We start from the raw sequence: 20299 nt of genomic DNA, 5'->3' as shown, positions 1-20299 counted from the left end.
GCGGGGGAGGGGGCGGGGGCACGGCACCGGCCATGCGGTGACCGCAGACCTCGCACCAGTCGTCGGAACCCGACTGGTGTCCGTTCGGGCAGGTCGGCATGTCGGCGCGTCCCCCTCTCTCCTTCGGTGTCCCGGGAGCCCGGCGGTGTCCCGCGGGTCCGTTCAGGTCACTTCTTCACACGAACAGTCTTGGTGGACCTGGTCTCGAGCGTCATCTCGTCGGCGTCCGCGACCTTGGCCTTCAGTCGCACAGTACCTGTCGTCGCGTCGACCACGTCCACCACCTTCGCAAGCAGTTTCGCAGTATCCGCGTTCCCCGAGACGCTCGCGAGCTGCACCGCCCGGCCCAGTTTGGCCGTCGCTCCATCCATATCGCCCGCTTTGCGCAGATCCAGGCCCTGCTGGATGACCTGGGCCAGTTCGGCCTGGCCCGTGTAGTGGGCGACCTGCGGGTTGATCGACGTGGAAGCGGCCATGTCGTCGGTCCACACGGCCCGCACCAGACCCTGCGCGCCCAGGTTGTGGACGGCGCCGTCGGGCTGCGGGATCACCAGCGAGATGCGCGCGGCCAGCATCTCCTGGCCGACGTTCGCCGTCGGGACCTCGACGCACACGTGGTAGTCGCGGGACTCGTCGCCCCAGGAACCCGTGGGGTAGTCGCCGGCGCGCGGGCCGGCCTCGGTGCGGCGTTCGGTGAGCTCCTCCACCGTCGGCGCGACCTGCTTGACGAACCGGACGGTGGTGCCGACCGGGGTCCACAGCCGCAGGGCGACGTCCGCGACCTCCTTGCCCATCGCCGTCTCCATCATCTGCGTGAAGTCGGCGGCGAGGCCGGTCGGGTCGGCCACGATGTCGGCGGTGCCGAGCAGCGCGGAGGCTATCCCTGTGACTTCTTTCACTTCCCAGTCGGTGCCCACGCCCCGGGCGTCACAGGTGAACCGTCCGGCGCAGTCGTCGAGGGCGGCCTTGAGGTCCTGCGGCGACTCGTGCTCGTTGCGGCCGTCGGTGAGGAGGATGCCGTGCCGGATGGCGACGTCGGCCGTGGACAGCAGCCGGTCGGCGAGCCGCAGCCAGGTGCCGATCGCGGTGCCGCCCCCCGCGCTCAGCCGGCGCAGCGCCTGCTTGGCCTGCTCGCGGGTGGTGGCGTCGGCGACGGCGAGCCGGCCGCCGCCCGGATAGACCTCCTTGGCGACGTGCGTGCCGCCGATCACCGCGAAGTGCACACCGTCGCGCAGGGTGTCGACGGCGGCGGCGGTGGCGTCGCGGGCGTTGCGCATCTTGGTCGGCGGGTAGTCCATCGAGCCGGAGCAGTCCACCATGACCGCCACGGCGGCGGAGGGGCCCTGGCCCGGCGCGTACAGGTGCGGCGCGGCGACCGCGCTGCCCATGGTGCCGCCGCCGGTGGCGGTGACCGTGACGATCGCGTTGACCTCGCGACCGCCCTCCGGCAGGTACTCGTTCTGGTAGACGTCCACCGAGAACTGCGGCACGTTCGACTTCGAGAAATTGGCCATGCCTGCTCAGATCCCCCTTGGAAAACCCCACGTTCGCAGGGCGGTGTCTGGACACGGACCGGTCCCCACCGGCCCGTGCGCGTGCTTCCCCATGTGTGCCGTGCCGGGACGCCCGCGGCGTCCCGGCGTCACGTCGTGCCGTGTCCCGTCGTTCGGTTGTCGCGACTCCCCGTGTCGCGGCCTCAGGCCGATCCTGCCCCCTGGACGGGGGCGGGGAACGGCACGAGGGCCACTGTTACGTTGTCGTGGCCCCCGCCGTCGAGGGCGTGCCCGACCAGTACGCGTGCGCTGTGCAGGGGCCGCAGGGCGGTGTCCGGCGGGAGGACCTCGGCCATCTCCTCGGCGGCCTCCGCGTAGTTCCACAGGCCGTCCGTGCACACCACGACCACGCCGGGGCGGTCCGGCTTGAACGACGCGGTGTGCGGCTCCAGTTCGTAGGCGTCGGCGCCGAGCCAGCCGGTGATCGCGTGGGCGCGCTCGTCGGCGTAGGCCTCCGCCTCGCTCATCAGACCCGCGGCGACCATCTGCGCCGCCCACGAGTCGTCCTCGGTGAGCCGCGCCGGGGGCGAACTGCGGTCGGCGGGCACCCAGTAGGCGCGGCTGTCGCCGACCCAGCCGACGACCAGCAGACCGGCGGTGACCACCGATCCGACGAGCGTGCAGGCGGGGGCGTTCTGGTGCGGGGCCTGCTCGCGCGCCGTGGCCGGTTCGTCGGCCAGCGCGTTGACCGCGTGCGAGGCGGCGACGATCGCCTCGTGCATCGCCTGCTGCGGATGCGCCCCCTGGGGCAGGGCCGCCAGCAGGGACTCGCTCGCCGCCTTCGCCGCGGCCAGGGAGGCGTCGTCGGGCCGGGTCGCGGAGGACACGCCGTCGCAGACGATCGCCACGAGCGCGGGCGAGCCGTCGGGCAGCGCGGTGCAGCCGAGGCCGAAGGAGTCCTCGTTGCGGTGGTGGCGCAGGCCGCGGTCGCTGACGGCGGCGATCGGGCCCGACTCGGCCTCCATGTGGTCGCGTTCGCGCGGCTGGGCGTGTCCGCAGTTCTCGCAGTACCCGTCGTCGTCCACGCGGCCCGCGCGGCAGGCCACGCACACCTTGGCGGTCTCGGCGACGGCCGCGGCCTCGGCGGCCACCCGCGGGTCGGGGGCCTGGAGGGCGTACTCGTCGGGTTCCGAGGGCCGGTCGAACCGGACCCCGGCGACGGGCGCGGCGGGGCGGCGGGTGCGGTGGGCGCGCCAGGGGCGGCGGGCGGCGGGAGCGGGACCCCGGGCGCGCCGACGACACCGCCCGGGCCGGCGACGGGGACGCCGGTGCCGGGCACGGGGACGCCCGCGCCGCCGGCGCCCGGCGCCCCGGCACCGGTGGCTTCCGCGGTTCCCGTGGACCCCGGGAGGCCCGGGGCCCCCGCCGTGCCCGTGCCGTGCGTCGTCCGCTGCGCGGGAGCCGGCTGGGGGGAGCCGTTCATCGTGAGGGTCGGATGGTCGTCCGGACGCGACGGCGCGGCGGACAGGTCGTATCCGCACGCGCCGCAGAAACGGTCACCCGCGTCGAGCGGCTCGGCACAGCTCGGACACGTCGGCAGTGCGGCCTGCCGGGGCATCTGCGACATTGACTACACCCACGTCCGGGGGCGGTAACGATTGGCGCGTTCCACCAGGTCGATCCTTTCCTCGCCGCCGGTCGCCAGCCGGGCCAGCGTGCGGTACGAGCGCTCCAGGCCGAAGCGCAGCCCTCGCTCGTCCAGTTCGCTGCCGAGCAGGGCCCGGGCGGCCGGCGCGGCATCCCGGCCACCGGAGAGTATCCAGTCGAGGGCGCACCCGAGGACTTCGGCGGACAACTGCTCGCGCCGCGTCGGGTCGAGGCCGTACGCGTCCAGCGCCTCGACCTGCGCCGCGGCGGCGACGAGGTCCTCCAGGAAGGGTACGTCGGACGCGAGGGCCGTCCGCTGCCGGAGGCGGGCGCGCACGGCCGCGACCCGTGCCGCCGTGTAGTGGATGGACGACTCCGGCACCGACTCCAGCGTCCGGACGGCGCCGGCGCGGTCCCCGGCGGCCAGTTGGACGCGCGCCAGGCCGAACGCCGAGCTGACGAAGCTCGGGTCGGTCGACCACACCAGGCGGTAGTACTCGGCGGCGTTGTCGAGCTGTCCCAGCACCTCGGCGCACAGGCCGAGCGCCAGCTTGGGCGCGGGCTCGCCCGGGAAGGCGTCGTAGATCGCGTCGAACGCCAGCGCCGCGCCCTCGTGGTCGCCGGTGACCAGCGAGGCCACGCCCCGGTACCACACCACCCGCCAGTCGTCGGACCGTTCGTCCTCCAGTTCGCCGAGGGAGGCGAGGGCGGCCTGGTGGTCGCCGTTCTCCAGCCAGGCGCGGATCTGGCGCAGCCGGGTCTCGACCGACGCCGCCGGCGCCGCCGTCAGGGCCGTGATCAGTTCGGCCGGCGCGGACGCCAGCAGGCCCGCGAGGAAGCCCGCGTTGGGGTCGGAGGGGTCGACGTGGGGGACGGGCAGGGCGAGGGCCGCGGCGGGTGCGGGGACGGTCCTCACCAGCCCGCCCGGGACGACCGCGGGAGCGCCGCCGGTCGAGGGCGAGCCGACGGCCGGGGGCGGGCCGAAGCCCGTGCCCGGCGCGGCGCCGCCCGCACCCGGCAGCGGACCGCCCGCGGGGGCGACGCCGGCGCCGCCCGCGAAGGCGAGGGCCGGCGCGGCGCCGGGCGTGCCCGGCAGACCGGGGGCCGCGCCCGGGGCGCCGGACGGAGTGGCCGCGCCGGCCGTCCCGCCGGCGAGCGCGGGAGCGGGCCGGGCGGACCGCGAACCCCCGAACAACCGACGGGAGTTCGCCTCCGCCCGGGCGCCCAGCCGCGACACCTCCCCGTCCAGCCTGGGGAACAGCTCTGTGTCCGTGACCTTGAGCTCCGGCCCGAACAGCGTCGACAGCGCGGGCCGTGCGCGGCCGCTCTGCAGCGAGACGACCTCGCGCAGCACGCCGGTCAGCTGCTCCGCCATCTCCTGCGCGGAGGCGAACCGGCGCGCCGGGTCGGGGTCCGTGGCGCGCACGAGCAGCCGGTAGAACGACTCGTACTGGCGGAAGACCTCGATGGTGTCGGGGTCGGGCAGGGAGTCGACGAAGACGGTCGTGTAGCCCTGGAAGTCGAAGGTGAGGACGGCGAGCGTACGGCCCACCGTGTACAGGTCGGAGGCGACCGACGGGCCGACCTCGGCGACCTCGGGGCCCTGGTAGCCGATCGTGCCGTAGATGGCCGAGGCGTCGTCGTCCATCCGTCTGACCGCGCCCATGTCGATCAGCTTGAGCTCGTCCTCGGTCTGGATCGCGTTGTCGACCTTGAAGTCGCAGTACAGCAGGTTGCGGCTGTGCAGATGACCGAGCGCCTCCAGCGCCTCGATGCCGTACGCGCAGGCCTGCTCGACGGGGAGCGGGTCCCGCTTGCCCTCGGGCGTGCGGCGACCGTTGGCGATCTCCTTGAGGGACTTGCCCCCGACGTACTCCATGACGATGTAGCCGTCGAGAGAGCCGGTGCGCTGGTCGAGGTGCTCGACGAAGTTGTAGATCCGCACGATGTTGGCGTGCTCGATCTCGGACAGGAAGCGCCGCTCCGAGATGGCCGCGGCCATCGCGTCCTGGTCACCCGTGTCCAGGAGGCCCTTCAGCACCACCCACCGGTCGTGCACCGGGCGGTCGATGGCCAGGTAGACCCAGCCGAGCCCGCCGTGCGCCAGAGCGCCCACGACCTCGTACTGGCCGTGCACGATGTCGCCGGCCTTCAGCTTCGGCACGAAGGAGTACGGGTGGCCGCACTTGGTGCAGAAGCCCTCCGTGCGCCCGTCCCGCTCGCCGCGCGAACGGCCCACCGGGGCGCCGCAGTCGGAGCGCGAGCAGAACCGCTTGCGCTCCGGCACCTCGGGGTTCTCCTGCACCATCGCGCGCGGGTCGGGCTTCGGCACCTGCGGCACCGAGACCAGCCCGACGCCGAGCCGTGCGCGGCCGGAGGAGCCCGCCGTCGAGCCGGAGCTGCGCACCGACACCGAACGTCCCGACGACGCGCCCGACAGCTGGCGCGACAACCGCCCGGACACCGAGCGGCGCGACTTCGACGACTGCGACGACGTACGGGTGCTGCGGGCGCTGCGCCCGCTGGAGCGTGAACTCGCGCTGCCCGCGCTGTCCTTGCCGCCCCGGGTCACCCCGGTCGGCAGCGAGCCGACCGGGCCTCCCGCGGAGGAGGGACCTCCCGCCGAGACGACCGGGGCCAGACCGCAGTTGTCGCAGTACAGCTCGCCGTCGCCCACATCCTCGTACGACCCCTCGCAGCCCGGCCGCTGACATGACTGCCCTGCCTGACTCATGGCTACTGCTCCCCCCTACGGTCCTCAGGGCCGCCCTGTTCCGGCACGCGCGGCGCCGTGAGCAGTTCGGCGGCCGCCTGCTGGTAGCGCAGGACGGCCTGTTCGGCGACGCGCAGATCACAGGGCGCGCTCCACAGCATGCGGCGCGCCGCGTCGTAGCGCTCGATGAGGAACGGGTCCTCGGCGAGCCCGTGCCGGGCGACCTTCGCCTTGTACGCGTCCAGACGGCCGCGCAGCTCCGCGCGGACCGCCAGCGGCTGGGTGACCGCGCTCAACGACTCGCGGGCCCGCAGCAGTTCGTCCTCCGCCTTCTGCTCCAGGGACTCCAGGAGCGGGGACAGGCGGTGCCACTGGGCGTGCCGGCGGTATTCGGCGGCCGTGGCGAGCTGCTCCTGGAGCGCGGTCGGCGGCCCGCTGACCACCGGCACCTCCGTGGCGGCGATCTTCGCCAGCACCTCGCCGCGCGCGGTGCGCGCCTCGGCGAGGGTGCGGTCGGCGCGGCTGAGGACGTCCCGCAGCCGCACCAGACGCTGTTCGGCGTCCTGGCGGACCGTCAGCACGGCGTCGATCTCCCGGCGCACGTCCTCCAGGGCGCGCGCCTCACGGTCGTACACGGTGGTGTCCGGGCGGCCGCCGCCGGGCGCGGAACTGCCCTGCGCGCGCACCCAGAAGGCGAGCGGGTCGGACACGACCTGCTCGCGCAGGGCCGTCAGGGTGCGGGTGATGCGCTCCAGGTCGTCGCCCGCGGGGTGCTCGCCCGGGCGGACGCCGACGGAGTGCGCCAGCCGGCGCGTGCGCTGGAGCTCGGCGGCCAGTAAATCTATCCGCGCGGGCAGCGCCGACCACACGGCGTCGGCGGTGACGACCATGTCGAGCGAGGACGCGTACAGCTCGTTCATCCGGTCGACGAGCGTGGAGAGCGTGAAGCTCTGGCTGAGCCTGCCGGTGATCTGCGGCGCCGCGCCCTCGTCGGCGCCGGCGGCCGGTCCCGCGACGGACGCGGCGACCGATCCGGCGACCGATCCTGCGACCGTGACGGACTCGCCGCGCAGCAGCTCCGTCAGCTCCACGAGATCCTCGCGACTGGACCAGCGGCGGCGCGAGCGGATCTCGCGGGCGCCGCGCAGGGCGTCCGCGTAGGCGTCGAAGTACGCCCACAGCAGGGTGATCGACGCCTCCGCGGCCGTCCAGCGCTCCTTGGTGACGCCGGTGAGTTCGGCGCCTTCGAGGAGCCTGCGGCCCGCGTGGTCCTGCAGGGCGAGGAGCGAGGTCTCGATCGCCTCGTGCTCCGCGCCGAGCCGCGCCAGCGCACGGTCGACCTCGTCCCGGTCCATCACCGGCCCGGGGGGTCCCGTGACGCCCATCGATCACCTCTCGCTGCTGTGTCGGTTTGCCCGCTCGGTGGTTGTCCGCTCGGTGGTCCTCGGCCGTCGGCTCCGGCCGGTGACCTCGGCCGTCGGCCGCCCGCCGGGTGGTGTCCCGCGGGTGGCCGTCCGCCCTGCTGCGCCGCCCTGTCCCGCGGCCCCCGTCAGTCCGTCCGCAGATACTGCGGCGCGGGCGGCCTGGACGACGCCGCGTCGGCGCCCAGTGTCGCCGACAACCATGTGTCGTACGAGGCCTGCCAGCCGCTCGCGCGGTACTGCACCAGGATCTGGTTGACCCGGCGCACCAGATCGTCGGCGTCCTTCTTCATGGCCACGCCGTAGTACTCGGTCGTGAAGGGAGCGCCCTTGAGCTCGACCGTCGGGTCCTGGGCGGCCTGGCTGGCCGCCAGCGCGCCGTCGGTGACCACCGCGTCGACCTCGCCGAGCTGGAGCCGCACCAGACAGTCGAGCTGGTTGGGGACGGTGGTGGCGATGTCGACGCCGGCGCCGAGCCGGCCGGCCTTCTTGTCCTCGGCCAGCTTGGTGTCGGCCGTGGAGCCGGCGGCCGTGCAGACCTTGGCCTTCGCCAGGGAGCCGTCATAGCCGGTGATCTTCGAGGACTTGGGGGCGAGGACCTGCTGGCCGGTCTTGAAGTAGGGCGCGGAGAACGCCACGTCCTTCAGCCGGGTGCAGGAGACGGTCATCGTGCGCACCACCATGTCCACCCGGCCCTCCTGGATGGCCGGGACGCGCTGGTTGGTCGGGATGGCCTTGAACTGGACCGCGTTCGGGTCGCCGAGGATGTCCTGGGCGATGCGGTGGACCAGGTCGATGTCGAAGCCCTCCAGGGCCGCCCCGGTGTTGTTGGGGTCGCGGTAGCCCCAGCGGTAGCTGTTCTGGTCGACTCCGACGATCAGCTTGCGCTTCTCGCCCTGCCGGGCCTTGATGGCGGCGATCGTCGGGCCGTCCGCGTTCGACGGCGCCAGCGTCTGCTTCTCGGGATCCGTGCAGTCGGCGTCCGCCGCCTGGCTCGCCTCGGCGACCCCGCCGCCGACCCGGTCGGGGGCCGTCGCGCCGCCGGAGCGGGCCCACGGCAGCATCAGCACGAGCGTCAGCGCGAGGGCGCAGACGGCCGCCATCGCCCCTACTCCGCCCCAGCCCCTCAGCCGGGCCCGCACAGCTCGCGCACGCATCCTCGTCACGCCCCCCATCACCGGTACTCCGACAGTCTGCGCCCGATGCCGAGGACCGCGCCCGCGGCGGCCAGCACGGCGAGCACGGCGGCGCCGACCGACAGGCCGGTCATCGCGTCCAGACCGTTCCCGGCGGCCTGCCGGAACTCGGCCTGTTCGTGCGCCAGCGCGATCGCCAGGTTCCTGTCGACGCCGTCGAAGCACGCGCCCGTGGCGTCCTTGCCGCCGATCACGAGGGCCAGCGCCTGTTCGTAGTTGCCGTTGTCGTCCTGGGAGCGGGCCGCGGTGTGGCGCTTCTTCCACTCCGCCATGTTGCTCCGGGCCGTCGCCACCGGCTTCTCGCCCGACCCGTCGTCGGCGAGCTTCGCCGCGAGGGCGAGCCCCTTGTCGAGGGAGCCCATGTCGGTGGTGAACTCGTGGTCGTACTTGTCGAGGGTGATCTCGGCGCCGTCGGCCGTCACCTTCACCGTCTCGGCGCCGCGGGACACCAGGGTCAGGTTCTCGTTGCCGCGCGCCTTGAGCGAGGCGATCCGGGCGTCGTGCAGGACGTTCAGGGAGCGGACGCCGTCGTCGTAGGAGGAGTTCAGACCCGCGCGGGCCACCGTGTGGCCGACGACCAGCCAGAGCAGGACGACGGCGGTGGCCGCCGACGCGGCGACCAGACCGTGGTTCAGGACCCGGTTCGTGCGGCGGTAGTTGCGGTGCTGCGCCCAGGCGAGCCCCGCCAGCGCGACGACGCCCAGCGCGATCGCCGCCCACGGGTAGGGCGTCGCGTCGCCGTAGTCGTCCGCCAGGCGACTGTTCTCCAGCTGGTAGAGGTCCTCCGCCGCCGGGAGCATCTCGTCCTGCATCTTCTCGTTGGCGTAGCGCAGGTAGGCCCCGCCGACCGGGAAGCCCTGCCGGTTGTACGTGCGGGCGCGCTCCACCAGGCCCTTGTACTCGGGCAGCAGCTTGTTCAGCCGGGTGATGAACCCGGTCGAGGGGGAACCGGGATCGGCGTTGCTCGCCGCGGTGACGAGCTCGGCGGCCGCCTTGTCGATGTCCTCCTCGTAGCGCTGCCGGGACGCCGACGTCTCCTGGCCGCCCGCCAGGAAGCCGCTGGAGGCCGCCGTGTTGGCGTCGGCCAGCGAGCGGTAGATGTCGGCGGCGGCCGAGCTGAGCGGCTGGCTCTTGTGCAGGACGTCGTCGGCCGCGGCCTCGCGGTCGGTCGTCTGCCAGGCCGTCACCGCGCCGAAGGCGAGGACGAGCAGCGCGAGAAGGGCGCCGATGATGCGCAGCCGCCCCGGCTCGGTCGTCGCCGCGGCGCGGACCGTGTCGACACCCTCGGCGAACGCCGTACGGCGCGCCGGCGGTGGTGTCGTGTTGGTCGGCGGGCTTGCCAGGTCTGCCACTGTTCGACCTCCCCCATGGTCATCTCCCGCCGGCAAGTATCGCTGGCGGGAGGTGTCGTGCGCACCGGCCTTCACTCGATCTTGATCAGATCGCAGTCACCCCTGTTCATGAATACGTCTCCGGCGGGTGTTCGGTTCCTTCCCGGGGGCCCGCGTTGCGTGCGGCGGGCGGGCGGGGACCGGCGCGCGCCTGCCGCACGCGGCCCCGACCGCCCGCCTGTTGCGGTCCTGCCGTGCTCAGGCCTCGAAGAAGTCCCGGGTCGTGCGCTGCGCGTCCGCCGCCGCGCCCACGTGGTCGAGGCCCAGCAGCGCCGCCCCCAGCACCGGCCGCGCCCGCACCACCCGGGCCACCGCCTTGGGGGCCCGGGCCGCCAGCAGTTCGCGCACCCGGTCGTCCAACTGTCCGTGGCCCGCGGTCAGGACCCCGCCGCCAAGCAGGACCGGCGCCTCCTCCTCCAGCAGTTCCAGGCGGGTGAGCGCCACCGTCGCCATCGTCACCACCTCCTCGGCGAGGCGGTCGACGACCGCGCGGGCCACCGCGTCGCCCTCGGCCGCCGTCGCGAAGAGGACCGGGGTCAGCTCATGGCGGCGGAACGGCGGGACGCGCTCCAGGTGCAGGGCCTCGATCAGCGCGTACACCGACGGCAGGCCGAAGTGGGCCGGGAGGGTGCGGGTGAGGGCCGTCGGTCCTCCTCTGCCGTCCGCCGCCCGCGCCGCGTGCCACAGGGCCTCCTCGGCCAGCCCCCAGCCGCCGCCCCAGTCCCCGGACAGACGGCCCAGAGCGGGGAAGCGGGCGGTGCGGCCGTCGGGGCGCATGCCCACGCAGTTGATGCCTGCGCCGCACACCACGGCCACCCCCCGCGGTTCGGCCACGCCGGCCCGCAGGATCGCGAAGGTGTCGTTGCGCACGTTGACGGACGCGCCCCACGCGCGGGCGTGCAGGGCGGCGGCCAGCTGGTCCTCCTCCACCGGCAGGTCGGCGTTGGCCAGACAGGCCGAGACATGGGCCGCGGACGAGACGCCGGCCGCCGCGTACGCGCGCGTGACGGTGTCCGCCAGGACGTCCACGGCCGCGCCCACGCCCACCGCGGGCGGCCGGAAGCCGCCGCCGCGGGCCGTGGCGAGCACCCTTCCGTCGGCCGCCACGACCGCGACGTCGGTCTTGCTGTTGCCCGCGTCGATGGCGAGGACGCCTGCCGTCAGACCCACGCGAGGTGCTCCCGGTTGTGTGCGACCAGTCGGTCGGTCAGCTCTTCGGCGTACGCGTACTGGCCGATCAGGGGGTGGGACAGGAGCGCCTTGAACACCCGGTCGCGGCCGCCGCGCAGGGCCGCGTCCAGGGCCAGGTCCTCGTAGGCGGTCACGTGCGCCATCAGGCCCGTGCAGAGCGGGTCGAGGGACGGCACCGGCAGCGGGGAGGGGCCCTTGGGGCCCACGGCAGCCTGGACCTCGATCACCGCGTCGTCCGGGAGGAAGGGCAGCGTGCCGTCGTTGCGGGTGTTCACCACCTGGTAGGGGCTGCCCGAGCCGGTCAGCAGCGCCGCCGCGAGGTCCACGGCCGCCTCCGAGTAGAAGGCCCCGCCCCGCTTGGCCAGCAGCGCCGGCTTCTCGTCGAGGGCCGGGTCGGCGTACAGCGACAGCAGCTCCTTCTCCATCGCCGCCACCTCCGCCGCCCGCGAGGGCTTGGTGCGCAGTTCCCGCACGACCTCGTCGTGCGCGTAGAAGTAGCGCAGGTAGTACGAAGGGACCACGCCCAGACGGTCCAGCACGGCGCGGGGCAGCCGCAGGTCGGCGGCGATCGCCTCGGCGTGGCCGGCCAGCAGACGCGGCAGGACGTCCTCGCCCTCGGGGCCGTGCAGCCGGACCCCGGTCTCCCAGGTGAGGTGGTTGAGGCCCACGTGGTCGAGGTGCAGCTCGCCCGGCGCCACGTCGAGCAGGGCCGCGAACTTCCGTTGCAGGCCGATCGCGACGTTGCACAGGCCGACCGCCCGGTGACCGGCCTGGAGCAGGGCACGGGTGACGATGCCGACCGGGTTGGTGAAGTCGATGATCCACGCGCGCGGGTTGGCCCGCCGGACGCGCTCGGCGATGTCCAGGACCACCGGGACCGTGCGCAGCGCCTTCGCCAGGCCGCCCGCACCGGTCGTCTCCTGTCCGAGGCAGCCGCAGTCCAGGGGCCAGGTCTCGTCCTGAAGCCGCGCCGCCTGGCCGCCGACCCGCAATTGCAGCAGCACGGCGTCGGCGCCGTCGACGGCCGCGTCCAGGTCGGACGTCGTCACGATCCGTCCCGGGTGGCCCTGACGTGCGAAGATGCGGCGGGCCAGCCCGCCGACGAGCTCCAGGCGGTCGGCTGCCGGGTCGACGAGGACCAGTTCCTCCACGGGAAGGGTGTCCCGCAGACGCGCGAAGCCGTCGACGAGTTCGGGTGTGTAGGTCGAGCCGCCGCCGACCACGGTGAGTTTCATGGCTTGTTAACCCTTTACTCCGGTGAGGGTGACACCTTCGACGAACGCCTTCTGGGCGAAGAAGAACACGAGGATCACGGGGGCCATGACCAGCACGGTGGCCGCCATGGTGAGGTTCCAGTCGGTGTGGTGCGCGCCCTTGAAGGACTCCAGGGCGTAGGAGAGCGTCCACGCGTCCGGGTTCTCCGAGGCGTAGATCTGCGGGCCGAAGTAGTCGTTCCAGGCGGCGAAGAACTGGAAGAGGGCGACCGCGGCGATGCCGGGCTTCGCCATCGGCAGGACGACCTTCAGCAGGGTGCGCAGATCGCCGCAGCCGTCCACCTTCGCGGCGTCGACGTACTCGTTGGGGATCGTCATCAGGAACTGGCGCAGCAGGAAGATCGAGAACGCGTCGCCGAACGCCAGCGGGATGATCATCGGCCACAGGGTGCCGGACAGGTCCAGCTGCTTGGCCCAGAAGAGGTACATCGGGATGACGACCACCTGCGGCGGCAGCATCATCATCGAGATCACCAGCATCAGCGTCAGGTTGCGGCCCCGGAAGCGGAACTTGGCCAGCGCGTACGCCACGGGCACCGAGGAGACGACGGTCAGGACCGTGCCCAGGCCCGCGTAGAGCAGCGTGTTGCGCCACCAGACGAGGAAGCCCGGGGTGTCGAAGACCTTGCGGTAGTTGCCCCACTCCCAGGTGTGCGGGATCAGGTCCCGGCTGAGCGCCTGCGAGTCGCTCATCAGGGAGGTGAGGAACACGAACACGAAGGGGAGCGTGAAGAAGAGCGCGGCCGCCACGCCCAGGGAGTGCACGGCGATCCACTCCAGCAGCGCCCTGCGGCGGGCGGTGCGCCCGGCCGGGGAGGCCGCGGCCGTCAACTCGGCCGGACGGTCCAGTAGTTGCGTCATGAGGGTCAGTCACCTGCCTGGATGAGACCGCCCCGGCGCCGCATCAACAGCGCGGTGAACGCCATCGACAGGGCGAACAGGACCAGGGCGACGACGCAGGCGGAGCCGTAGTCGAAGCGCTGGAAGCCGAGGTTGTAGACGAGCTGGGGGAGGGTGAGCGTGGAGTGCTCGGGGTAGCCGGGCTCGAACATGGTGCCCGCGCCCTGGATCACGCCCGAGGCGACCTTCCCGGCGACGAGCGGCTGGGTGTAGCACTGCATCGCTGCGATCACCCCGGTGACGACCGCGAACATGATGATCGGCGAGATGTTGGGCAGGGTGACGAACCGGAACCGCTGCCACGCCGACGCGCCGTCGAGTTCGGCCGCCTCGTACTGCTCCCTGGGCACGTCGAGCAGGGCCGCCATGAAGATGACCATCAGGTCGCCGACGCCCCACAGGAACATCAGCGTGAGGGCCGGCTTGGACCAGTCGGGGTCGTTGAACCAGCCGGGGGCCGGGATGCCGACCTTCTCCAGGAGGGAGTTGACCGGGCCGGTGCCGGGGTTGAGCAGGAACGCGAAGGCCATGGTCGCCGCCACCGGCGGCGCGAGGTAGGGCAGGTAGAACAGGGTCCGGAAGACCCCCGTGCCCGTCTTGATCTTCGTGATCAGCATGCCGATGCCGAGCCCGAACAGGACCCGCAGCGTCACCATGATCACGACCAGCCAGAGGGTGTTGCGCAGGGCGGGCCAGAAGAACGGGTAGTGCTCGAAGACGTACGTCCAGTTCTTCGTCCCGCTCCAGGTCGGCGGCTTGAAGCCGTCGTAGTGCATGAACGAGAAGTAGACCGTCGAGATCATCGGGTAGGCGAAGAAGACCGCGAAACCGATCAACCAGGGCGAGAGGAAGGCGAGCGTGCGCAGGGCCTGCCTGCGCTGCTTCGCCGCCAGGCCGGGCGAGCGACCGGACGGCCGGCCGGACGGGCGGCCGGACGCCGGGTCGGACGGGCGGCGCCGGGACGTCGACGTGAGGGCGCTCATCGCTACTTCGCCTGCGCGATGTCCGTGTCGATCTGCGCGGCGGCCTTGCGCAGGCCGGTCTGCAGGTCGGTGACCTTGCCGCTCTCGTAGTCGTAGCCGAGCTGCTGGATGGTCGTGAGGTACACGCCGCCGTTGACCGAGGCCGGGGAGGTGGTCGAGTTCGGGTTGGCGGCGATGTCGAGGAACGTCTTGAAGCGCGGGTCGTACTTCAGGTCCGGGGACTTCAGCGCGGCCAGCGTGGAGGGGACGTTGTGGATGGCGTTGGAGAAGGCGACGACCGCGGCCGTGTCGGTGGTCATGTACTTCAGCAGTTCCCAGGCGGCGTTCTGCTTCTTGCTGGTGGCGGCGATCCCGGCGATCGTGCCGGTGATGTAGCCCTTGCCGTACTGGGCGGCCTGGTCGTCGGGGACGGGCAGCGGGGCGACGCCGATCTCGAAGTCCGGCTTGGCCTCCATCGCCATGCCCAGACGCCACTCGCCGTCCAGCTGCATGGCCACCTGGCCCGTCTGGAAGGGGTGCTTGGGGCCCCACTCGTCGCCGAGGCCGGACCGGAACTTCTCGAGCTTGCGGAAGCCGCCGAGGTCGTCGACGAGCTTCTTCTGAAGGGTGAAGGCGTCGGCGACGGCCGCGTCGGTGGCGATCGTGGACTTGCCGGACCGGTCGAAGTAGGTGGGCGAGAACTGGCCCATGTAGTGCTCGGTCGTGGTCTCCCAGCCGTGGTAGTTCGGCATGAACCCGAGCTGCTTGTACGTGTCGCCCTGAGTGATCGTCAGCTTCTTGGCGTCGGCCGCGAACTCGGACCAGGTCTTCGGCGGGGCCGTGATGCCCGCCTTCGCGAACGCCGTCTTGTTGTAGTAGAGCCCGTAGGCGTCGCCGAGCAGAGGGGCCGCGCAGCGGTCGAGGTCGTACTGGGTGTACTGGTTCATCGCCTTCGGGAAGGTCGCGCCGGGATCGATGTGCGCCTTCTTGAAGAAGGGGTTGAGGTCGACCAGGGCGCCGGAGGAGCAGAACTTGCCGACGTTGTTGGTGGTGAACGAGGAGATCACGTCGGGCGCCTTGCTGCCGCCCGCGCGCAGCGCCTGGTTGATCTTGTCGTCGGTCATGTTGCCGACGACGTTCACATGGATGTTGGGATGCGCCTTCTCGAAGCCGGCGACCAGGGACCGCACGGCCTTCACCTCGTTCGGCGCGCTCCAGGCGTGCCAGAAGGTGATGGTCTGCTCCTTGGAGGCGTCGTCGCTCGCCTCCGAGGCGGACTGGCCGGTACAGGCGGTGGTGCTCAGCAGGAGGGCCGTGGAGGCGGTGAGGGCGAAAGCCGCCTTTCGGACGACTTCGGGTATGCGTGTGGGCATGGCGGAGCCTTCCAGGGACAGGGCAGGGTGAGGTGAGGTGAAGCCTGTGGGGTGGAGCGGGGTGAGGTGAGAGGGGTGCGGGGGAGGCGGGGGGCCGGCCGCGGGTGGGGACTACCGCGAGGTGTCGAAGACCTCGTCGCGGGCGGCCGCGAGCGCGCTCTCCAGCGCGCCGCGCAGCACGGGCCGCTCGGTGACGTCGCCCATCACCAGCTTGGGCCGCGAGGCGGCCAGTTCCTCCAGCTCGGCCTGGACGAGAGCGCGCAGCACCTCGCCGCCGGCGGTCAGCGAGGCGCCGCTGAGGACGACGAGTTCGGGGTCGAGCACGGAGACGAGCGAGGCGAGACCGGTCGCGAGCCGGGTCGCGTACGTCTGGAGCAGCAGCCGGTTCAGGACGGTGTCCTCGGCGGCCGCCCGCGCCACGAGCGTCGCCGCCGCCTCGGCGTAGGGGCCGGACGGGACCGCGGTCATGCCGATCTCCCGGGCCAGCCGGGGGAGGGCCTGCGAGCCGGCCAGCTCCTGGTAGCCGCCGCTGTTGGCTTTGGTCACCTGCCGCACCAGGGGCGCGCCCGGAACAGGTAGGAAACCCACCTCTCCCGCGCCGCCGGTCCAGCCGCGGTGCAGCCGGCCGCCGAGGACGAGCGCGGCGCCGAGACCGCCCTCGTTCCACAGCAGGACGAAGTCCTCGTGGCCGCGGGCCGCGCCGAGCCGTTGTTCGGCGACGGCGGCGAGGTTGACGTCGTTCTCGTACTCGACCGGCATCGGCAGGGCTGCGGCGAGGTCGTCGAGCAGCGAAGGCGAGTGCCAGCCGGGCAGGTGGGAGGCGTAGCGCAGGCGGCCGGTGGTGGGGTCGAAGGCGCCGGGGGTGGCGACGACGAGCCGGCGCACGTCGGCCCGGGTGAGACCGGCCGCCTTCACCGCGCCGTCGAGGGCGTCGGTGACCTGCCGTACGACCGCCCCGGCGGTCTTCCTGCCGGGGGTGGGCACCTCGAACGTGCCCACGGTCCGGCCGGTGACGTCGGCGACGGCGGCGAGGACGCGTTCGGGGGTGACGTCGAGTCCGGCCGCGTACGCGGCGGCCGGGTTGACCTCGTACAGCTGGGCGTTGGGGCCGGGCCGCCCCGCGGTGGTGCCGGTCGCCAGCACCAGCCCGGCGGCCTCCAGGCGGGCCAGGAGCTGTGAGGCGGTGGGCTTGGACAGGCCGGTGAGCTTGCCGATGCGGGTGCGGGACAGGGGACCGTGCGCCAGCAGCAGGTCGAGGGCCGCGCGGTCGTTCATGGCGCGCAGGACGCGCGGGGTGCCCGGCGTGCCGGCGGTTCCTGCCATGGATCGACACCTGCCTTTCTGAACTGCACAGCTTCTCAGTGCCGCCGGACGCACGTCCACATCCGGTCACTGTTAGGAAAGTTTCCTATCGGTGGAAGGGAAGGTAAGCCCGGGGCGAAGGGGACGTCAAGGCGCGAAACGACGAACGCCCCCGAGGCAACGAAGTCGTTACCAGGGGAGCGTCCCGGAGCGGGGTGAGGGCGGCCGCGAGCGCCCCTACTTCGCCGGCGGCGTCGTCGCCCGGGGCTGCACGATCGGCGTCGTCGCCGCCACCTGCGGCGAGTCCGCGTTGGCGAAGACGGACGGCGCCGCGACCGCGGCCGTCGGGTCGGCCGGGTCCTCCGTCACCGGGGCCGTCGCGCCGCCCACGATGCGGATGTCGGCCTCGTCGAAGGCCCGCTTCACCCGCCAGCGCAGCTCGCGCTCCACCGCCAGCGACTTGCCCGGCATCGTCTTCGCCGAGATCCGCACGACCATGGAGTCGAGCAGGACGCTGTCCAGGCCGAGCACCTCGATCGGGCTCCACAGGAGCTCGTTCCAGGGCTCTTCCTTGCTCATCTTCTCGGCGACCTCGTCGAGCGTCGCCTTCACACGGTCGAGGTCCTCGGAGGCCTTGACGGTCACGTCGACGCCGGCCGTCGCCCAGCCCTGCGACAGGTTGCCGATCCGCTTGACCTCGCCGTTGCGGACGTACCAGATCTCCCCGTTGGCCCCGCGCAGCTTCGTCACGCGCAGTCCCACCTCGATGACCTCGCCCGTGGCCACGCCCGCGTCGATCTGGTCGCCGACGCCGTACTGGTCCTCCAGGATCATGAACACGCCGGAGAGGAAGTCCGTGACCAGGTTGCGGGCGCCGAAACCGATCGCCACGCCCGCGACGCCGGCCGAGGCCAGCAGCGGGGCCAGGTTGATCTCGAAGGTGCCCAGCACCATCAGCGCGGCCGTGCCCAGGATCAGGAAACTCGCCACCGAGCGCAGCACCGACCCGATCGCCTGCGAGCGCTGGCGCCGCCGCTCGTTGTTGACCAGCAGCCCGCCCAGCGCCGTGCCGTCGACCGAGGCGACGGTGCGGGTCATCCGGTCGATCAGCTTGGTGATCGACCGCTGCACCACCACTCTCAGCACCACCGCGATCACGAGGATCAGCAGCACGCGCAGACCGATCGCCAACCACGTCGACCAGTTCTGCTCGACCCAGCTGGCCGCGTTCGTCGCGCTCTCCTGGGCGTCCTGCAGGGACGGGACGGTCACCGCGCTCGGCGACTCCGAGGGGGTCGGCGTGGGTGAGGCGTCGGCGGCGGACAAGGACAAGGCAGGTACCTCCAGGCGCTGCACTGCTCCATCCGGCGCGGCGGTCGACGTCGACGCGCGCTGCGAAGTCACGGAAAGGTCACCGGACAGGCAGAACCACCACACTAACGGGGCATTGTGTGTGGTTCGGCGAGATCCGAGAAGGAGAGACGGTCCTCACCTGCGCTTGAACAGGCCATGATCCCGGGGAGAAACAGGGTGTGGTCGAAAACACTCCCAGCCCGTTACCGGGACATGGTGGCGCGTCCACCAGGCAAGAGGGGAGACTGACTGCAGATCGTCCCGGCGCGAGCCACGCGCCGCCGACGCCCAAGGAGGCATCCGTGCCGCATGTCCTGGTCCTCAACGCGTCGTACGAGCCCCTCGGCGTCGTACCGCTCCGCCGCGCGCTCATCCTCGTCCTGGAGAACAAGGCCGTCTCCCTGGAGGAATCCGGCGCCTTCCTGCACAGCGCGACCGTCACAGTCCCCGCACCCAGCGTGGTCCGGCTCAAGCGATTCGTTCGCGTTCCCTACCGTGGGCCTGTTCCCCTGACCCGTCGAGCGCTCTTCGCGCGGGACGGGGGCCGGTGCATGTACTGCGGTGGCGTCGCCACCAGCGTCGACCACGTCATCCCGCGCAGCCGCGGGGGCAAGCACGTGTGGGACAACGTCGTCGCGTCCTGCCGTCGCTGCAACCACGTCAAGGCCGACCGCCACCTCGTCGAGATCGGCTGGCGGCTGCGCCACAAACCCGCTCCCCCCTCGGGCCTGGCCTGGCGCATCATCGGCACGGGACACAGGGACCCCTGCTGGCTGCCCTACCTCCAACCGTACGGCGCGGACGACGCCCTGGCCCGGATCGACGGCATCTCCGCATAGCCGATCGACCCGGGCTTCTTCATGCCCCGTGGCCCCACCCGAGGCCGCCACGGGGCACTTCGGGACGGCGCGCCCCCTCGGCGTCGGAGCAGCGGCGGCCGAGGCGGGCGAGCAGCCATCCGGCGTGCCGGTCGTACAGCGTGGCCAGCGCCGACGGGTCCCCGTCCGCCACGGCCCGCAGCAGCGCCGCGTCCGTGTCGCCCTCCCAATGGCCCCCGGCGGGGCGGAACAGTCTCACACCCCTCTATCGACCGGACCGGGCCGAACGGTTCACGCCCCGGCCGCCTTCTCCCGGCCCGTGTCCCGAGCGGGCCGTGGAGGGTTGTGGCAGGTTGGGATGCGAGGGGGACGTCTGTCCTCGCCTCGGCTGGGTAGGGCTGCGGTATCCGATGTCGTATCCGATGAGGAGGCCCCAGTGATCGCGCCGCCCCGGTCCAAACGCCCGGCGGAGACGTCCGCCCCCACCGCCGTCGACCTCGCCGATCCCCAGCTGTGCGCCTTCAGCGCCGAGGGGAACTGCGCGCAACCCCCGCTGACCAGCGAACCGCCGCTGCCCGACACCGAGCCCCTGACCAGCGAACCGCCGCTCGCCGCGGACTCCGACTCCACGAGGCCGTAGATGACCGAACCCCCCGGAGAGGAGCTCGCCCGGCTCGCCGCGCTGCACGGCGTCGCGACCTCCTACCAGCCCTCCCCGGACCGCACGGTCACGGCCCCGGCCGTCGCCGTCGTCCGCGTCCTGGCCGCGCTCGGCGTCGACGCCGGCTCCCCGGTGGCCGTGCGCGCCGCGCTCGCCGCCCGGGAACGGGAACTGCGCGAGCGGCTGCTGCCGCCGACCGTGGTCTGCTGGAGCGGCGACCGGGTGGAGGCGCTCGCCGCCCTGCCCGGGGGCAGCCGACTGCGCGTGGACACGGAGCAGGGCGAGAGGCACGAGTTCGCCGACGCCCTCGCCCCCCTGGCCGGGCTTCCCCCCGGGGTGCACCGGCTGACGGCCGTCACGCCCGACGGCCGCTCCGCGGACGCGCACCTCGTCGTCGCGCCGCCCCGGCTGCCCGCGCCCGCGGGCCGGTCGCACGGGCTGCTCGTCCAGTTGTACTCGCTGCTGTCCCGCCGCTCCTGGGGCATGGGCGACCTCGGCGACCTCGGTGAGCTGGCAGCCTGGGCGGGACGGGTGCTGGGGGCCGGCTTCGTCCAGGTCAACCCGCTGCACGCGGCCGTCCCCGGCACCCCCACCGACCCCTCCC

Annotated in this window: 15 protein-coding genes and 2 pseudogenes; 3 read left to right on the top strand and 14 right to left on the bottom strand. The window is 72.7% G+C overall.

What is annotated here, in order from left to right; translation table 11 throughout:
* Positions 1-167 precede the first annotated feature (167 nt).
* The 13 genes and pseudogenes from KMS84_RS31485 to KMS84_RS31425 form a co-directional block, all read right to left on the bottom strand.
* Positions 168-1514, bottom strand: a complete 1347-nt coding sequence (locus tag KMS84_RS31485) for a vWA domain-containing protein (RefSeq protein WP_256919888.1) — start codon at positions 1512-1514, stop codon at positions 168-170.
* A 182-nt stretch (positions 1515-1696) separates the two neighbouring features.
* Positions 1697-3120, bottom strand: a pseudogene (locus tag KMS84_RS31480) (PP2C family protein-serine/threonine phosphatase).
* A gap of 3 nt (positions 3121-3123) precedes the next feature.
* Positions 3124-5874 (bottom strand): serine/threonine-protein kinase, encoded by a 2751-nt coding sequence (locus KMS84_RS31475; protein ID WP_256919887.1) that lies wholly within the window; start codon positions 5872-5874, stop codon positions 3124-3126.
* 2 nt (positions 5875-5876) lie between these two features.
* Entirely contained in the window at positions 5877-7238 is a 1362-nt protein-coding gene (locus KMS84_RS31470) for a coiled-coil domain-containing protein (RefSeq protein WP_256919886.1), read from the bottom strand.
* A 164-nt stretch (positions 7239-7402) separates the two neighbouring features.
* On the bottom strand, positions 7403-8431 hold the full coding sequence (locus KMS84_RS31465; protein WP_256919885.1) for a glutamate ABC transporter substrate-binding protein: 1029 nt from the start codon (positions 8429-8431) through the stop codon (positions 7403-7405).
* 17 nt (positions 8432-8448) lie between these two features.
* Positions 8449-9822: a GlnX family signal transduction membrane protein gene (locus KMS84_RS31460; protein ID WP_256919884.1), complete on the bottom strand. Its 1374-nt coding sequence runs from the start codon at positions 9820-9822 to the stop codon at positions 8449-8451.
* A gap of 237 nt (positions 9823-10059) precedes the next feature.
* The gene (locus KMS84_RS31455; protein WP_256919883.1) at positions 10060-11031 is read right to left on the bottom strand and encodes an N-acetylglucosamine kinase; all 972 of its coding nucleotides are present in this window, start codon (positions 11029-11031) and stop codon (positions 10060-10062) included.
* The gene (locus tag KMS84_RS31450; protein WP_256919882.1) at positions 11022-12287 is read right to left on the bottom strand and encodes a 6-phospho-beta-glucosidase; all 1266 of its coding nucleotides are present in this window, start codon (positions 12285-12287) and stop codon (positions 11022-11024) included. The genes KMS84_RS31455 and KMS84_RS31450 overlap by 10 nt, the downstream gene beginning before the upstream one ends.
* A gap of 6 nt (positions 12288-12293) precedes the next feature.
* Positions 12294-13187, bottom strand: a complete 894-nt coding sequence (locus tag KMS84_RS31445) for a carbohydrate ABC transporter permease (protein ID WP_256919881.1) — start codon at positions 13185-13187, stop codon at positions 12294-12296.
* Positions 13188-13192: 5 nt separating this feature from the next.
* Positions 13193-14209: a carbohydrate ABC transporter permease gene (locus KMS84_RS31440; protein WP_256919880.1), complete on the bottom strand. Its 1017-nt coding sequence runs from the start codon at positions 14207-14209 to the stop codon at positions 13193-13195.
* A 2-nt stretch (positions 14210-14211) separates the two neighbouring features.
* Entirely contained in the window at positions 14212-15561 is a 1350-nt protein-coding gene (locus KMS84_RS31435) for an ABC transporter substrate-binding protein (protein ID WP_256919879.1), read from the bottom strand.
* A gap of 111 nt (positions 15562-15672) precedes the next feature.
* Positions 15673-16884: an ROK family transcriptional regulator gene (locus KMS84_RS31430; RefSeq protein WP_256919878.1), complete on the bottom strand. Its 1212-nt coding sequence runs from the start codon at positions 16882-16884 to the stop codon at positions 15673-15675.
* Between the two features lie 216 nt (positions 16885-17100).
* Positions 17101-18195 carry a mechanosensitive ion channel family protein gene (locus tag KMS84_RS31425; RefSeq protein WP_256919877.1) on the bottom strand — a complete coding sequence of 365 codons (1095 nt, stop codon included), beginning with the start codon at positions 18193-18195 and terminating at the stop codon, positions 17101-17103.
* Between the two features lie 323 nt (positions 18196-18518).
* Here KMS84_RS31425 and KMS84_RS31420 point away from each other — a divergent pair, with 323 nt between their 5' ends.
* Complete coding sequence (locus tag KMS84_RS31420; protein ID WP_256919876.1) at positions 18519-19055, top strand: HNH endonuclease; 537 nt, start codon at positions 18519-18521, stop codon at positions 19053-19055.
* 67 nt (positions 19056-19122) lie between these two features.
* On the opposite strand, the pseudogene KMS84_RS31415 reads toward KMS84_RS31420, so the two are convergent.
* Positions 19123-19293, bottom strand: a pseudogene (locus KMS84_RS31415) (RNA polymerase subunit sigma-24); the annotation flags it as partial.
* Positions 19294-19470: 177 nt separating this feature from the next.
* Between KMS84_RS31415 and KMS84_RS31410 the strand changes: the two are divergent.
* Together KMS84_RS31410 and KMS84_RS31405 are read left to right on the top strand one after the other, a co-directional pair.
* Positions 19471-19674, top strand: a complete 204-nt coding sequence (locus KMS84_RS31410) for a hypothetical protein (protein WP_256919875.1) — start codon at positions 19471-19473, stop codon at positions 19672-19674.
* Positions 19675-20299, top strand: a 625-nt coding sequence (locus KMS84_RS31405; protein ID WP_256919874.1) for a 4-alpha-glucanotransferase, incomplete at its 3' end; no start/stop codon positions are given.

This window comes from Streptomyces hilarionis (assembly GCF_024539675.1).
Classification (GTDB): domain Bacteria; phylum Actinomycetota; class Actinomycetes; order Streptomycetales; family Streptomycetaceae; genus Streptomyces; species Streptomyces hilarionis.
The sequence above is the reverse complement of the archived record's forward strand: the minus strand, read 5'-3'. Positions and strand labels throughout refer to the sequence as shown.